The 17,322-nt window shown below is 38.0% G+C and carries 14 protein-coding genes; 2 read left to right on the top strand and 12 right to left on the bottom strand.

The annotated features are described in order from the left end of the window. Positions 1-9 precede the first annotated feature (9 nt). Positions 10-1,692, top strand: coding sequence for a hypothetical protein (locus tag G7Y45_RS02920; RefSeq protein WP_165016576.1), 1,683 nt, complete (start codon positions 10-12; stop codon positions 1,690-1,692). A gap of 176 nt (positions 1,693-1,868) precedes the next feature. Continuing rightward, entirely contained in the window at positions 1,869-3,068 is a 1,200-nt protein-coding gene (locus G7Y45_RS02925; protein ID WP_005811787.1) for a 6-bladed beta-propeller, read from the top strand. Between the two features lie 280 nt (positions 3,069-3,348). Here the strand turns inward: G7Y45_RS02925 and G7Y45_RS02930 are convergent, their stop codons facing one another. The 12 genes from G7Y45_RS02930 to G7Y45_RS02985 form a co-directional block, all read right to left on the bottom strand. Continuing rightward, a complete protein-coding gene (locus G7Y45_RS02930; RefSeq protein ID WP_165016545.1) occupies positions 3,349-3,795 on the bottom strand; it encodes a DUF3244 domain-containing protein in 447 nt (148 codons plus the stop codon). 177 nt (positions 3,796-3,972) lie between these two features. Further along, the gene (locus G7Y45_RS02935; protein ID WP_234059416.1) at positions 3,973-5,685 is read right to left on the bottom strand and encodes a tetratricopeptide repeat protein; all 1,713 of its coding nucleotides are present in this window, start codon (positions 5,683-5,685) and stop codon (positions 3,973-3,975) included. Between the two features lie 128 nt (positions 5,686-5,813). Next, positions 5,814-6,899, bottom strand: a complete 1,086-nt coding sequence (locus tag G7Y45_RS02940; protein ID WP_165016547.1) for a TIGR04133 family radical SAM/SPASM protein — start codon at positions 6,897-6,899, stop codon at positions 5,814-5,816. Continuing rightward, positions 6,889-7,377, bottom strand: coding sequence for a radical SAM-associated putative lipoprotein (locus G7Y45_RS02945; RefSeq protein WP_005781724.1), 489 nt, complete (start codon positions 7,375-7,377; stop codon positions 6,889-6,891). The genes G7Y45_RS02940 and G7Y45_RS02945 overlap by 11 nt, the downstream gene beginning before the upstream one ends. 98 nt (positions 7,378-7,475) lie before the next feature. Further along, positions 7,476-9,536, bottom strand: a complete 2,061-nt coding sequence (locus tag G7Y45_RS02950; protein ID WP_005811793.1) for an acetate--CoA ligase family protein — start codon at positions 9,534-9,536, stop codon at positions 7,476-7,478. Between the two features lie 271 nt (positions 9,537-9,807). Then, positions 9,808-11,043, bottom strand: coding sequence for a redoxin domain-containing protein (locus G7Y45_RS02955; protein WP_032536902.1), 1,236 nt, complete (start codon positions 11,041-11,043; stop codon positions 9,808-9,810). 120 nt (positions 11,044-11,163) lie between these two features. Continuing rightward, entirely contained in the window at positions 11,164-12,327 is a 1,164-nt protein-coding gene (locus tag G7Y45_RS02960; RefSeq protein WP_165016549.1) for a 6-bladed beta-propeller, read from the bottom strand. 16 nt (positions 12,328-12,343) lie between these two features. Continuing rightward, positions 12,344-13,234, bottom strand: a complete 891-nt coding sequence (locus G7Y45_RS02965; protein WP_022012091.1) for a formylglycine-generating enzyme family protein — start codon at positions 13,232-13,234, stop codon at positions 12,344-12,346. A gap of 555 nt (positions 13,235-13,789) precedes the next feature. Then, a complete protein-coding gene (locus G7Y45_RS02970; RefSeq protein WP_005781717.1) occupies positions 13,790-14,413 on the bottom strand; it encodes a hypothetical protein in 624 nt (207 codons plus the stop codon). Continuing rightward, positions 14,403-15,584, bottom strand: a complete 1,182-nt coding sequence (locus G7Y45_RS02975) for a 6-bladed beta-propeller (protein WP_165016551.1) — start codon at positions 15,582-15,584, stop codon at positions 14,403-14,405. The genes G7Y45_RS02970 and G7Y45_RS02975 overlap by 11 nt, the downstream gene beginning before the upstream one ends. A 24-nt stretch (positions 15,585-15,608) precedes the next feature. Continuing rightward, a complete protein-coding gene (locus tag G7Y45_RS02980; protein ID WP_165016553.1) occupies positions 15,609-15,920 on the bottom strand; it encodes a hypothetical protein in 312 nt (103 codons plus the stop codon). A 36-nt stretch (positions 15,921-15,956) separates the two neighbouring features. After that, complete coding sequence (locus tag G7Y45_RS02985) at positions 15,957-17,081, bottom strand: 6-bladed beta-propeller (RefSeq protein WP_165016555.1); 1,125 nt, start codon at positions 17,079-17,081, stop codon at positions 15,957-15,959. Between the last annotated feature and the right edge of the window lie 241 nt (positions 17,082-17,322).

A 17,322-nucleotide genomic window follows, 5' to 3' on the forward strand; every position in this document is an offset into this window, starting at 1 on the left:
AAAGTTATAATGAAAGAAAACCTCCTTATCACACTCTGTCTTATCTTGTTATCATATGGAATGGCCGGATGCAAAGACTCTACACGAACTTTGCTTAGTAAGTCTGTAGAAATGGAAAAAGTCTCTACAGACAGTATGTTGTTTTATCTTCAACAAATACAAGAACCAAACCATCTAACCAATAAACAGCGGGCTGAATACTGCTTCCAATTATACAAAGCCACATTGTGGAAAACTCAAAAGCCCAAAGATTCTCTACTTAAAGTATGCATCCCACTTTTTTTACAATATGGAGATACAGCCCAATGGTTACAGGCTCAACTGGAACAAGCTAACAGTTACTTTTACAAGCACCAGCCGGATTCTGTTTTACATGTCGCTTCATCCCTTCAAAACAAGAAAAAGTATATGACATATAGCCAACAGAGGTATTATTACAACATGCAAAAATTTGCCTACTTTAATCTAAAAAAATATTCGCAAGCCCTTGATCTGGCAAATAGCGTACTGACACTGAATAATCCATCTAATGATACTCTATCTTTATTTTACGACCATCGGAGCCGATTGGAAATATTAAAAAAAATGGGAAAGACAGACGAAGCAATAGAAGGATATTATAAGATGCTTGAATGGCTTGCCCCTTCAAAAGAATACCGTTATCTAAACTATTCCATAGCCGAAGATATTGTGAATTATCATCTACAGCAGCAAGATTTCAACAAAGCACTGGAATCCATGCTGGAGCTCCGCTCGTATCGCCGTAATCGTTATGACGTACCCTACTATCAATTGATCCGCGGACAAATATTCCAATCCTTGCACCAACTGGATTCGGCCCAATACTATTATAAACAAGCAGCTATCTCAACCTCACCATATATCGCGGCAGAAGCAACCTCCCGCCTGTTCCGGTTAATAAATGCGACACAATATCCTGAGCAGGCATATTATCTGGCAAAAAATGAAGATATACTGTATGGCAATCTTACATTAAACGTTAAGACAGAAGAGACTACCAGAAAATACAACGAAGCCAAGCTTCAGAATGAGCTGTATCAACTGCGTCTCACTCAGCAAGAGAAAGAATTATGGATGATGGGAATCACAGTTATTCTATTATTCATAGCCCTACTGATATCATTTTTCTATCATCAGGAAAAGAAGAAAAGATTGCTATCGGAGCGAAAACTGCAAGCAGAACAGGCAGAAGAAGAGGCTCGCCGATTGCAACACGAGAATGAATTATTGCATAAAGAAGCTGAACTAAGTGCGCTACGCGAAAAAGAGATTTTCATGCGTAATAAAGAAAGTGAAATGCGTGAAGCCCTATTCCGTCACATCTCTTTCTTCCAGAAGCTTCCTTCCCTCCATACAGAAAACTCTCCGGAAGATAGTCCAAACAGCCGGAAAATCACTGTAAATGATGCAGAATGGAGCGAAGTAAAACAAGCGGTAAATGATGCATTTAATAATTTCGTTGACCGGCTGCAAGAAAATTATCCACAACTCAGTGAGAAAGATATTTGTTTTTGCTGCCTGGTAAAGATCAATGTGAACATACAAGACCTATCGGATATCTATTGTGTCAGTAAAGCAGCCATCACTAAACGCAAGTACCGAATTAAAACAGAAAAGATGCATATTTCTGATGAAACTCTCAGTTTAGACGCCATTCTCCAAAGCTTCTGATAATAGTTGTCCGCCAGACGAAAAGGAAAGTCCACAACTAATACACTGAGCAGCAACAAACTAAGCAACAGTCAAGCGTCTATTTTTGTCCGCCTGTTTTTTTGTCCTCCCTCCCACTAATAGCTAATTTTGCTATTACAAAACGCGTTTGATTATTCATCTAATTATTTATGCTTATGAAAACCAGAATGATTTATCACAGTTTGGCAATCTGCTGTTTATTGCCAACTTTTGCTTTTACAACGGGGGACAACGATCCACTCGCAAAATCACCCACAGTTGCCAAACTTACGAATACTCCCAATGGCCCGTTGATCAGTTGCGACTTAAAAGCACTGAAAGATACCGTAAATTTCCCATTGAGCCAGTTGACAGAAGAATTACAAATTGTAAAACTCGACAATCGGGATGAAGCGCTTATTGGTGACTGGGTACGAACGACCATCGGAGAGAAATATATTTTAGTAAGCAATAACAAACAGACCCCTTACAAACTATTCGATCGTTCGGGTAAGTTTATTGCCACTATCGGATCGTATGGACAGGGACCAAACGAATACCTTAATACATATGCCGAACAACTGGACGAAGCAAATAACCGCATCTACATTTTACCCTGGCAAAGCAACAAGATATTGGTATTTGACTTAAAAGGCAATGCATTAGACCCTATTCCCCTATGTTTGCGAGTTCCCAAAGGAAAATTCCGGGTAAATACTGCTAAATCAGAAGTCACAGTCACCGTTTTGCCATTCCCCAACTGGCCTGCAGTAGTATGGACTCAAGATTTAAAGGGTAAGCGTAAAAACTTTGTAGCACCGGGCAGTCTTTCTATGCCACAGGATTTCAGCAACGAAGTATTGATGGGAAATAATACCTCTGCTTATGATGTCATGCTACTCAAAATTATACCCAAACCAAGTATAGATACTCTATACCACTATAATGCCGCAAAAAACAAACTGGAAGGGCGTTTTACTGTAAAATATCCATCAAACGATAATCTGCCTTGGCACGGTTATTATGAGATACCCAATCATTTCATAGGCGATGTATCTTTCCCAGTACAAGTAGACGAGAACACATTCTCCAGTTCTAAACCGGCTTATTACATAGTTAACAAGAAAACTTTGCACGGCAATTATGTCCGTCTTTACAACGACTTCCTTACTACTCCCAGTTCGACAATCTACCCTTCATTCAGTAATGGGTATTATGTCACTAATATGGAACCACTGGCATTGAAAGAAATACTTGAGAAAGAAGTCAATAAGAAAGGACTGGCAGCTGACAGAAAGAAAAAGGTACAAGACTTAATTAAGTCTCTCAATGAAAACGACAATAATATCGTATTATTCGCCAAATTGAGAAAGTAAAAGAGTGATTGTAAATAGTAGCCATTGATAACTTAAGGGAAGTGCCCCGGTGAATTAACCTTCGGCACCTCCCTTATTGTCAAGCCATTGCGAATAATTTTCTAAAATCTTATAATAAATTTCTGCTATATAGAATCTGTTTCTTCCCGAGACTGTATTTACCAAATGTACGTAATAATCTATCAATCACCCCTGCTATGCCCCAACAACCCGAAATAACAAATAAAACAGTTGGATTTGCAGGACCTTTTATAAATACATTATCTCTCTATATGCTTAATTATAAGAAAAATAGTCCGGTTGCTTCTCCGTATTGATTATGTATATGTAACTTATATCCTTTATTTAGCGGCAAACCTTTCATCGAGATAGTATAAGTCATATTCTCGATTGGATGGACGAGATCATGGACAAGGACAGTGTTATGTGCATCCTTAATCTCAATATTTACATTATCAAAAGTTATATTAAATTTTACATACAATAACTCCTCTTCATAATTTATCGATGCTTCAACAGACGGTAAGCCTCTTACAACTTCCCAGCTTTCTGAAAGACTTATGTTCCGCTCCTGCACTGCGTTCAAAGATGTATTTTTTGTTATGGCTCTTGGAACCAAACAAAATAATAACGATAGAATAAATAGTAATTTTACTTTTTTCATAACTTGCTGTTTTTTTTGATTAGACACAGCAAAATTAATAGCAAATTTAATAAATACATCCATTTTGCTGCAATTAGGCATGGACAATCACATATTGAATATCAGTAATTTATATGATTTTTGATGGACAAAGGGAATAATGCCTATCTGTTTCTCAAGCAAATATTGTATTTATACCGAATAATTGGAAGTATATTGAAAAAAAGTAAAATCCGACACCGATTTTATGCTGTACCTAAGTTATAGATTAGTAAGTAAATGCTCGTAAAGAGTTGTTTTAGGTAAAGAGTTTAATCCAAGACGCTGGCGTAATCTTACTCTTTTTTTAGAGACAGAGTTTGGAGAAATACCCAACAAGTCAGCTTCAATATTAGAATCGAAATTAAACATAACCAGACAACAGTACTTCCACTCCTGTTCCGTAAGTTCCAGACACAGGCTATATACATGAGATTTGAGATTTGGGAATGTATCCGTACTCTCTTCCACTATGGAGTTCCATAACTTTTCTGTCAATAAACCCTCTTCCCGGGGAGCTTTATGATTGGTTAATTCCAACAGTTTTTTATAAATGGGGGAACTATTAATTTTCACTCTTTGCAACTGATGATATTTTTGTGTTAAATTGTCAATTTCTTCTTGCAATTCATTAATTGCACCTTCATTTTTATCTTTCAGGTCAACTAACTGGGACAGCTGCTGCCTCTTTTCTTCCAATTCAATAGTTGAATTCAATAATTCGATTTTCTTTGCAGCTAATTCTATCGTTTGTTTGTCCAGTTTGTTTTTTATCTTTTGTTTATAAAGAAAGTACATGAAAATTATAACACTCAGAAAGAAGACGCACATACAGAGGATTATGATGTAACGTTGTTGCTGGATTGTCAGCTCATTAACTTTTTCTCTTAATTTAAAGTTACTATACTTTTTCTCTATTTCCAACACTCTTGATGCATGTTGAGCCATAGTAATAGAATCAACAGCGCATTGATACTCTTCCAGATTCTCTAATGCAGACTGGTAATTACCCTCTGCTTTATTAATCCTATAGTAAGCCTTTCTAATTGAAAATTCTCCCGGAGGGAATTTCGAAGAAACCTTGTTCAATGCCATTCGTGCTTTTTGGGGGAATCCCGTTTCTAAATATAGATTGATTAGCCCCAAATAGCTGTAAGTTGTATTAATAGAATCGTAGGAAACCGATTTTATATAATAGTCTTCTGCTTCTTCGTACCGTTTCAAATCACGATATATATTCCCAAAAGCATTTTCTATAATTGATTGAATCCTTTTATCACTTAAACCTTGTGCAAGAGAATCAGCTTCTTTTATACAACACAATGCTCGATCAAAAGAGTCCAAAGCACACCATTGTCGGGCAATATTCCTTATTGCATAGATGTGGCTTTTTCTATTTCCCGCTTTCTCAAACAATACCTTAGAGTCTTCATATTGATTCATTGCCATTTGTGGCATATCGTTCAAGTTATATAAATCAGCTATATACGTACAGATATAGCCTGAAGTATTAAACAACCCATTATTTTTGGCAGAATGCAAGGCTTCCACATAGTTACTCATAGCCTTATCATATTCACCGTCGGCATAATAAGAACGTCCCAAATAAAGCTGCATCTTCGCTTGATCTTCGGTGCTTCCATGTTTCATGTACCATGCCAGTGCACGATCCAGATCACAGGGAGAAGGCAGATTGTTATTGTTCAGTTTATCAGCAACTTTTCCTTTCAGCATACACCACAAAGAGAATTCGGCTATACTTAGAGCGTCAGGAGAAGGTATTCCAGCTAAAATTATATTGGCACTGTCAGGGTAAGTTTCGATTAACCTTTCGGCATTAAGTAATAAAGGCAATGATGGGTGTTGCTTTTCACATCCTATAAGTATCATAGTGAATAATAGTAATAGAATATTTTTTGTGTGTTCACTCATCATTGTCTGATTTTGGTATCTGCAAAGGTAAGTCCTTCATGTATATGATCAAAATACTATAATAGCCTCTAAATAAAGCATGAATCAGTCCCTAATTATCCCAATCTATAAAAATAGCTCCAAATAATCTCCTAAAGTTTTACAATCCTCTTCTGATGACAAAAGAGGAGCTCCCCTTCGTCATTGTGCAAATGCATACCGTTACCTTCACAATAACGGAAAAAGCTACAATCCGCACATTCACCCTTACGTGCCCACTCACGATCACGGAACATCTGAAAGCGCTTCTCCCATACTTCCATAAAGTTATCTTTATAAATATTGCCTTGATGAAAATTACTGCGTATGCTGGGACAGGCTGAAATAGAGCCGTCGGCTAAGACAGAAGCCACACTGATACCCGCATTACACGAATAGAAATGATCACGTACTTCACTCTCATAATTACCAAGAAAGCCCTCACAACCATAGCTCAGATGGACACGTCCTTCCTTCCGTACCTGCTTGATAAATTCCAGAACTCTGGTAAATTCTTCATTTGTCAACTGAAATTCCGGATGACTGGCCGCACGCCCCACCGGAAAAATAGTAAAAATACGCCAGTTACGCACTCCTATAGTATACAAATAGCTTTTTAACTCTCCCAAATGAGAGTAATTCTTACGATTGACACAAGTAACAACATCCCAGGTCAGTTCGGGTTCGTGCACCAACATCTTAATGGCCTCCAACGCCTTTTCATAACTATCCGGATTACCACGTAACCAGTTATGCTCCTCTGCAAAGCCATCCAGACTAATTGTAACAGCATGCAGCCCGGCAGCCATCAGACTATCGAGCCGTTCACGGGTTAAATATAGCCCATTGGATACAATTCCCCATGGATATCCCCTACGATAAAGAGCTAACCCCACTTCCTCAAGGTCATTCCGCATCAGCGGTTCACCTCCGGTTATAATAATGTTAACCTCATTAGGATTGACGTGCGGTGTAATCGAATCTATAACCCGAAGAAAATCCTCTGCAGGCATATCCTTCTGTTCCGACATTTTCCGGCAATCACTTCCACAATGTTTACATGCCAAGTTACACCGTAATGTACATTCCCAGAAAAGTTGACGCAACGGATGCAATTCCCGGAGATTGTTTCTCATTTTAAGGGCTATCTCCAATCCCAGGCGTTTGCGAAGTGACAATCGTCCCGGATTATTTTTCATCGTCTTTTACCGTTTCCTTCTTGATTTGAATTGTTTTCTCTATAACTGTTTCTCCCCGATACCAATGGCTTCCACCTGTAAACCCACCAGCGTCTACATCTACGCTATCTTTAGAGTAACTGCCATTGGAATCACCATCCACATCACGGACGATAAAACGATATTTCTTAGACGGAAACTCTACCCTTTCAGTGGCAAAAGCCCCATCCTTATCAGTGATCAACGTATCCGGATAACTCAGCCATGCTCTGCCGTCACCTTCATGTACGGCTCCGGAAACTACTTCAATACCCGGAACAGGTTCCTGTGTATCAGCGTCGATAACTTTACCTTTCACCCGATATTTGGCAGAAGGCATACCATATTCGAGGGGCGTATCGCCCCCTCCATTGTCACAAGACATAAATCCAAGCAACACAAGTAGTCCAGAAAGTGCCCGATTACTATATCGCAGCCATTGTTCGTTTTTCTTTTTCATATATAGAATTCGCGTTTAAGTCCATCTCTTTTTAGTAAACGCAGGAATAAGTGTAATACTGCATCTGCTTTCCTTCTTTTTTATTCTGAAAACAGCATTTATTTTTCTATCCGGATACGGGCGTCTACGGCAATAACCTCCTTATCAGTGGCCAGCAGAGGGTTCATATCCATTTCTTTTATTTCTGTAGCAAAGCGAAGTAACGTGGACAGACGTACAATAATTTCCGCGAATTTATCTTCGTTCACCCCTTTCTGTCCGCGAGTTCCCTGGATAATCTTATAAGCCCGAAGCGAATGAATCATCGAATAGGCCTCCTCATAAGACAAAGGTGCCAAGCCGGAAGAGACATCTTTCAAGACTTCCACAAAGATACCACCCAAACCGCAAAGCACTACATGCCCGAACTTCTCCTCGTATTTAGCTCCGATAAACAACTCAGTCCCTTTCAGCATAGGTTGCACCATGATGGCCCGCGCCTCAGATATCTGCATCATACGGTCGAACTCAAGTGCCAAATGTTGCTCACTTTTTATATTAAGTACCACCCCTCCTACATCCGACTTGTGTACAGGTCCCACAACCTTAGCTACCACCGGAAAGCCACAACGTCGGGCAAAAGCAAGAACTTCATCTTTATTGCCGGACACAAACTCCTCAACTACCGGAATACCGGCAGAATGAAGCAAGGCCTGAACATAATGAGGTTCAATATAACCGTTCTGCGGAATAGAATCAATAATCCGGCGAATGCGAGGTACATCTACTCCAAACAATTCAATCTCCGGCACAGCCGGTTTAGGAGCATTGATGATACGCGACAAAGCCGTGCCCAACATCACCTCATCGGCAAAGTTAACATGTCCTTTCTCCAAAAAAAAGGCTACTTCCTCACCGGCAGTTCGTACTGAAGGAAGAACCGGAAAAAGAGGTTTCTTACAAGTCAGCATTTTCTGGTGCAGCACCTCATAGGTCTCAAACATTGTCACCAGTCCCGGCGTACCGAATATAGCAAGAATTGCATCTATATTCTCAAACTTTTCCTCACAATAATCAATGGCGATCCCCAAATGTTCAGGAGTTCCCGTTGCCAAAATATCAATTGGATTGCCTACTGAAGCACCGGGAAACAGCTTACTCTTCAACTCATCGGCAAGGGGACCCTCCAATTTCGGAACGTTCAGACCTCCTTTCGACAAAGCATCGGTCAACATCACACCGGGGCCCCCGGCATGAGTAACAATAGCAAAATTCCGTCCCTTCAATTCAGGCAAGGTAAAAATACAACCAACCGTTGTCAACTCTCCGCGTGAATAACATCGCACAATGCCGGCTTTACGAAATAAAGCCTCAACTGCCGAATCGGAACTGGCAATAGCTCCGGTATGTGAAGATGCCGCACGACTACCGCTTTCCGAACTGCCTGCTTTAATAGCTGCGATTTTACATCCTTTCCGAATTAACGAAGAAGCATGGAACAACAGTCGGTCGGGATTCTTAATGCTTTCAATATAGATAAGTTTAATTTTTGAGTCTTTTTGTGGATCGAAAGTTTCATCCATGTATTGCAGGACATCCTCTACTCCAATTTGTTTGGCGTTTCCTACTGACCAAACAGAATTGAACTGAAGACCTTTAGCTACTGCGGACTCCAAAATAAAAACAGCGGTAGCCCCGGAACTGGAGATCAGGTCTGCTCCTTGGGGGTTCAGGTTCGGAATGGGCTGAGTAAACACACTGTGATGCCACGTATTGAGCAATCCGATACAATTCGGACCAATCAGTGAAGCACCGTATTTATTAACAGTCTCAAGAATGCGCTCTTCCAATAAAGCGCCTTCCCGCGTTTCTTCTCCAAATCCGGCCGAAAGAATTATGAAAGCCCGCGTCTGCTTCTCTCCGGCCAGTGTTTCCACCACCTCCGGACAAAGAGCCGCAGGAATAGCAAGAATAGCGAGATCTGTATCGGGTAACTCCTTTGCATCGGCAAAAGAAGGCACTCCCTGCACTTCTGTTTCTTTGGGGTTGACAGCCCGGAGCTCTCCCTGATAACCACCGTTTATCAGATTCTTCAAGATAGCACCGCCCGGCTTATGTGTATTGTTCGACGCCCCTACCACAACAATGCTTTGGGGATGAAGTAACTGGGTTGTAATCATAGATTGTATATTATACGATTATTCATTCACAAATATATCGTTTTAGAAACAACCGACAAACAAATCTTACCTAAAAGATACAAAGCAAGAAGATCTCCGAACCGGACTCACTCATGTTTCAGGGAAATTAATACTATAACGGATAATAATGGGATTATCCTCAGGAGTCATTTGTTGCAATGCGGTTTTAAGTTGTCCTTCCGGTAAAAATGACACCAGTCGCATCGCCAAATAAAACTCATTCCATATATTATCAGTTCAAAATATAAATTCAATCACCAAACTCCGATTTCATCACCTCCTGTGCTTTGTCAAAAGCCTTATGAAAGTCACGAGAGATAATTTTCCCATCCGGTGAAATAAAAACAAAATAAGGTAGACCTGCAAAAGCAAAATCTTCTATAATCTTATGATTATCTCCCTTACTTTCTACTTCAGGCCATGGATGTGCCACCATATTTTCGAGAACAGGTTTCAGTTTCATTCCCAATACCTCGTCATCTTCTCCCACATTTTTATTCAGTTCACAAATAGTTTCCATATCATCCGTTATTCCAATAACGGAAAGATGATCCTTATATTTTTCATAGAAGGCAGTGACCCGCTTATCGACGGAAATAGAACCGGGACACAGCCCCCAATGATAAAGAAGAAGATATTTACCTCTGGCATCGTCAGAAGTGATCCTTTTCCCGTCAGTAGTAGTGACAGAGAATAAAGGAGCCTCATTACCGGGAGCAAGTCTTTCTATTGCCTCCACCTCCCGTCTAAATATCTGCCCATAATAACTATTCAGAGCCTCTTGGTTCATGTTCGACAGCACAGATTTCATTTCCTCCGGGGCAGCATACGAAACCTTTTGAAGATATTCCACTGTCACCCAAGTAGATGATGGATTGTTTGCTATCAATTCTTTTATCTTTTGCCGTAAGAGAGTGTAAGATTCTTGATGATTGCTACGAAAACGATTGAACTTATCAACGTATTCCTTAGCCTTCTCCATATCACCTTTCTTTCTTGCCTCATCGATAATCTTTCCATATTTTGCTCGTATGATTTCCAAAGAGTCTTCCAGGTGTACTATTTCTTTCAACGAAGGATCGTTATACAGTCCACCGCTAATGGTACTATAGTATATAAAATCAGTTTCTCCCTTTAGGTGATAGTCCCCTTCTTCCACAATAATCATCAGGGCTTGTCGTGAACTCGCTTGATATCCACCTGAAACGGGTTTATATATCATACTATAATATTGAGTATGTGGCTGTTCACCTGAGTAAAAGAATTTATTGGGATCACTTACAATTACGTTAAAAGCGACTTCCCCCTCCTCTCCTTTATAAGGAAGAGTGGTTTTCCGGAAGGAAAGAGTATCATTGGGCATTAATCCGTCTATCTCACCGGAAATGCTAAACTGATGACTTTCTTGGGCATCCGTGCCACTCACAAAAATCGGAAGAAAGAAAAATCCCAAGACAAGTATACACGAAAAAATTAGCTGCTTCATATATTTCGAATTTATGTTTTATTTCAAATAAAACGGTAACCGATTAATTCTTATAAACCTGATATTTAGGTATAAATATTAAAAATCCCCCTGCGAAATTCTCACCGGAAACCTTAAATATTATTCTCTATTTTTCACCAGCATAATCACCGGATTTGACTCTTCATCCAGTCCGGCAGCTATTTCTTTTAACTTCCCTTTCAATCCGTCATTCTTATACGCATCAACAATTTTGTTGGCTGCCAATGGTTGGATGGCTACTATTTCATCGCCATTCATAGGATCTGAAAGCATATCTACGTTTTGTTTTTCTACAAAATCACCATTGAGCACATTGGCTTCAAAAACTGCATTCTCCTGCTTGTCGTACATTAAATCGGTAATAAGAAATCCTCTTCCGGTAGTAAAATCAAAATCCTTCTTTACAGTATGCATAAAATAATAGCGGTCTGTAACAACTCCCATTGTGAGAAGTATCTCCAGATCCCTGGTAGGAGATTTTATAAGAAAAGGATTTAATTGATTCTTTTCCGGTACATAGTTATATACCGTATCGGAGGAAGTTTCAACAAGTAACCATTCTTTCCGATATGGAATTATAGAACGTATAGAAGTCATTGCAACCGCCCCACCCTTCTGTACAACCGGAGTTTTTATGACATCAAAAGGTATATAAATTTTTTGGGTGACACTTCCGTCTTGCTTCGATATAATCAGGTGATAGGATCTGTTTTCTTCTCTCGGTTGTCCCTCCTTATAATACAAAGACATATCATAACAAATCAGATTGTTCTTATCGTAATTAAATACTTCTAAATATTCACCACCTTCTACATGCTTAAAGTCCCGTTTAAAGTTTCCCGATAAATCATATACATATATTTTCTTTGTCGAAGCACAGTTGACAAACATTTCGTTGTTATCTTCATCTAAAATAATTCCGTTGATAAAACTATATTCTCCATCCCCCTGTCCTTTCCGGTTTATTTTTCTTATCCCTTTACCGGTTTTTCTGTCAAAAACAAAAATATTACCATCATGGCTCCAGTTTTTTACTAATATATATTTTTCACCTATAGCCATCACACTACCCTGAGTTATAAATTCATCGTTCGTTTCCAACGGAATATATTCTACGTCCATAAGATCTTGAAGAACCAATTCTTTCTTAGGATAAGTTGTAGTAACATCCACTGTGATTACATTTGTCTTTTCCTCTTTTTCCACGCATCCCAACAATCCGATTATCAGGAATAACGACATAATAATCTCTACTCTTCTCATAATATATGTTTTAAGTTTACTCTTGGTTTGAATCTAAAGCGAACCGGAAGCCTCCATATTCATCATTATAGTTTCCTATATCATAATCAATATATGACACTCGACATCCCAGGGAAGTACCTCCCCAACTACCTCCCCGCAATACACGCCTAAAGAAAAGAGTAGCTCCTTTTAACGGCCATTCCGGACTGACTGATTTGCCATCGTGATAATATTCTTTAGTGTACGTATCCTCGCACCATTCCCACACATTTCCACTCATGTCATACAACCCCAACTCATTGGGCTTTTTGAGCCCTACCGGATGTGTGGTTTTCATTTCTCCAGTTCCACCCTCTTGATAATTCTTAACATACCACGCCACCTCATCTATGTTATTACTTCCACTGTACTTATATCCTTCACTTCGCTTCCCGCCACGTGCTGCATACTCCCATTCTGTTTCTGTTGGAAGGCGGAAAGTTTTACCAGTAAGAGCATTTAGCTTACTTAAAAACTCGTGGGCTTCATTCCAGCTTACATTTTCTACCGGGCAATCATCACAGCCGGTATTTGCAGACGGATTAGAATCACTTCCCATCACGGCTTTCCACAATTTTTGTGTGACCTCATATTTACCCATGTAAAAAGTAGATACAGTTTCTTTATGCGCAGGCTTTTCATTGTCCTCACAATCACACCCTTGTTCATCTGTACATCCCATCATAAATGTACCGCCTTGTATTTGGATCATCTCAAAATCTTCTCCATTCACGGTAAACGTAACACTTTGTATAGGGTCTTGTACAGATTTGTTTTGCGTACAAGAAAAGGTGAGAAACAGTGCCCCCATAATTGTCAGGGTTCTGACTTTTGACATTCCGGTACAAGTACACAGATGTTTTATACTAAAAACAAAATCTCCCATTCTTTAATTCATTTAAAATTCTAAATAAGGCACCTCTGTATACTACAAGATAGGATATTTACCGATTTGCCGTTGTGTATTTACGTATATCTCTTCAAATACCTTTTGTCTATGGTTTTTATAGATACAACGTATTATTTATTTCATGTGGTCGTAAATGTAGATAATTAATTCAAGTTTTTGAATAAAGTTGTTTTTTTATTTCCCGGAAGTGTTCAACAACATAATTTCACTTCCTAAAAAACACAACCTGGCAAAAGGAAAAGATGACAAGACGTGGTATTTCCACCTATTTCATCGTTGATTATCCGGTCTCATCTGTCAATAGTACACCGGCTTGCCATCCTCCAATAAGAAAGGACGCTGCATAGGTCCCATATATGTATATACCAGGAACAGTGAGCGGACAGGTACTTCTCCAAAATCGAGTATACGGAAACAGGATATAAGGTCCGTCACCCAACTCCAAAACCCGCTTTACATCCTAAGTGAGAATACCACACACTCCAAAGAAATAACAACAACACTGTTTTCTACGAGTCAATCAAATTTTATCTAAGGAATTCTAAAATAATATTGTAAAATCTGGCGAAGATATGTTTTTGTTACGCTACTTTCATCTATTTGCGGAACATACGTGCTATTTATCCTAAAATTAGAATCAATTATAAAAAAATAGGGCCGTTCTATATCCGGAATACATTCATTCAGATTAGCACCTATATTAAATATTGGATATTTTATTTTTGAAATTCTTTTAAATTGCTTCATATAGAAATTACTATCATAATTTGTAAGCAATATAATATGATCAGCACCTATTGAGTCAACATACAGATTCAATAATTCTATTTGCTTATTTACACAAGTATTACAATTTAATTCAGAGTAACGTAACACTAACTTATTTCCATCAATAATCTTTGAAAGGGTTCTTTTATTCCCGTTAGTATCAAAGACTTCCAATGAAGGATTCAACACCTTCCCATTAGCCCTCAACTCATAGTTTCTAATTTCCCGCTCAATTCGATGACTACTCTTTTTTACAGAGTCTTCATTAACTAATCGTATAATAGTATCCTGCATCCTATCAGAGGTACTATTCCGTTTAAATATATATATGTTAAAACAGAGTAATAGTACACATATAATCAGAATTAAAAAATAATTAAGTTTCATCGTTTCTTATTTTACACTTTATAAGTACTGGATTATCATCTATATCCAGAGAATCAATTAATCTTTTCCATGTTTCTACTCTACCTTTATCTCTAAAGGTATTAGGACTAAAATGATTTTTCCACAAATTCAGGAGTTTAACAGGTAACCATGAAATAAAGTAATTATCTTCAATCAAAAAATTATGTGGAATAGTCAGATTACCTTCTTTCCTGACTCCCAATTGTCTCCCTATTTGATATTGCCCCGTTTTTTTATCAACTAACATATACCTATATTCCTTACCATCAACATAAGTACCTAACATCCATTGGTCTGAATGTTGAAGGTGAATTGGACCTCTTACATACCCCTCTTGGAAAGCTAAATCCATTATTTCATCTCCACTATGACTTTCTTTAAAATCATCAGGTATACTTCGTTTTGAAAACTTCAATGTATATACGGGGATAGCTCTATCTTTATTTATTTGATAGATTGTATCACTAAGGGCATAAAAAATAAACGACCGCTCACAAACCCGACTACATTGCTCCTCAATAGACCACGCACTTCTATTTACCGCAATTTTTTGAGAAAAAGGTAAATAAGACTCCATACTCGAATTTCTAAGATCAAGCCGATAGAGATTATAACATCCAGAATCAGCAGGGAAATATCCCGAGACAAAGTAAAGGATATCCGGATATGCAACAATCGAGTGATGATGAGGTTCATAGCGAATATCACCTACAAACCGATTTTCTTTTATACTATATACCAAATATTTATGAAGATTATAATCTTGAATCAGTAACGAATCTCCGGTTATAGTAAAATTACTAATTGTGCTATATTCTCCAGGCCCCCCTCCTTGGCTACCTATACTTTTTACAAATTTCCCATTTTTATCAAACATGAATATTTTTTGGCTAACATAAGGATCAGAAACAAAAATAAATTGATCGGTAAATGATACTTTTTTTATTTCTCCTATAAGACACTCATCACTGGTTTCCAATTTTATAATTTCAATCGAATCAGTTAAGATGCATGATAAATCCAAATCATCGGTAAAACGATCCGGATCTATTATAATGTCAAAAGTTTTATTTTGTTCCAGAATTCCATTTTTTGAACCAATACAACTCGCGCAAATAAATAAGAATAATAATAACAGATATTTTTGCATGTTTTCTATACTAATGCCACATGATTATTTTACCTCTCTACACGGCCAGCTATTGCATGTGCCATTAGTACCATCACAAATTCCTTTTTTGCCAGGAACCGTTACATTTATGATATGGTCCGCACCTTCAAGAAATACATCCTTAGAATAATTACAATCATGAGGAGTCGCCTCTCGATAGTCACTCCCTCCTCCTTCACCATCAGCTAAACTCTCAATACCCAGAAATGTCAATTTTTCTAATTGGTTTTCACCCCTTACACTTTTTGTAACGCCTATTAAAGTCGATACACTGGCAAATAGAATAATACCTACCATCCATTTTGTACTTCTCATAATCTATTAATTTATAGTTAATTATTTATGTTTCTCCTATTTTACCCGGCATCTAAATATGACGGGATTATCATCATCTTGAGATAAATCAATGATAGATTGTATTCTTTGTTTGTCAGCCGGATTAGTAAATTCAGCTTTATCAAAATACCTCCTCCATAACTTCAAACTTTGCATAGTATCCCAAAAAATCAGATAGTTATCCTCTATAAAAAATTCATTATTTATAGATTTTCTATCCAAACTATTAAAACGCAACAGTTTTCCCATCTGGGAACTATAATCGCGCTTATCAATCAAAAAATATCTGAGTCCTTTTCCTTCTGTGTAAGTTCCTAATATATATCCAGCAGATTGTTGTAAATGAACAATTCCGGAAATATGTCCTCCTTGTGTAGAAGATGTCCGGTCTTCACCATTAGGGAAGTGAATGACGCATTGAGGTGAGACTGTCAATTTATCAATCTGATATATGGTATCATTTGATCGATAATAAGCAAAAGACTTTAATTTATCTATCCGCCCACAAGGATGATTTATTGTCCAAGCCGGCTCGTTTGCAATACGATCTGCCGTAAAAGGCAAATAACCTTCTGTTTTCCGCATACTTAAATCATATCGGAAACAATTATAATCACCTATTGGAGAAGTGAAATAGTTAGATATAAAATAAAGATAATTATCAAGTGCAACCACTCCGGAATGGTGAGTATTATAGGGTATATCATCTTTAATTTCATCAGCTACCATATCATATACAACATACTTATTCTGATAATAATCCTGGATAAATACAGAATCCCCTTTTATCGCAAAATCTCCAATTACACTGTATTCACCAGGATTGTTTCCCTTATTGCTAATATAACGGATAAACTTGCCCTCTTTATCAAACAGATATATCTTTTGACTTACACGTGCATCCGAGACTAATATATACTTGTCAGTAAATGAAATCTTGTTAATAAAGCCAATAAGGCAACTGTCCGTTGTCTCTAATTTGATTACTTCTATCGAGTCCTTCATCATAACAGAGATATCTAAGCTCTTCAGGCAACTATCCGGATGCATAGCAATAGTAGGAATAGGACCTTGCAATGTATTTCGCTGACAACCTATGCAGCAAAAAACTACTAATATAAATAAATACAGTTGTTTCATCCTCTATTTGATTATAACCAGACTTCTGTGCATGGCCAACTTCTACATGTCCCTTCCGTACCATCACAAATACCAATTCTGCCTTCAACAGGGATATGCTCTAACCTACCCGTGCTTTCATCAAAGACTTCATTATTAAGATAGCACACATGTTTAGTTGCTATTCTCATATCACTACCTATTCCACCTTCCGGAAAGGCGAGACTCTCAACATTAACCAACATAATGTCTTCTATTTTCT

This window comes from Bacteroides sp. ZJ-18, assembly GCF_011038705.2.
In the GTDB taxonomy this organism is placed as follows: Bacteria; Bacteroidota; Bacteroidia; order Bacteroidales; family Bacteroidaceae; genus Bacteroides; species Bacteroides hominis.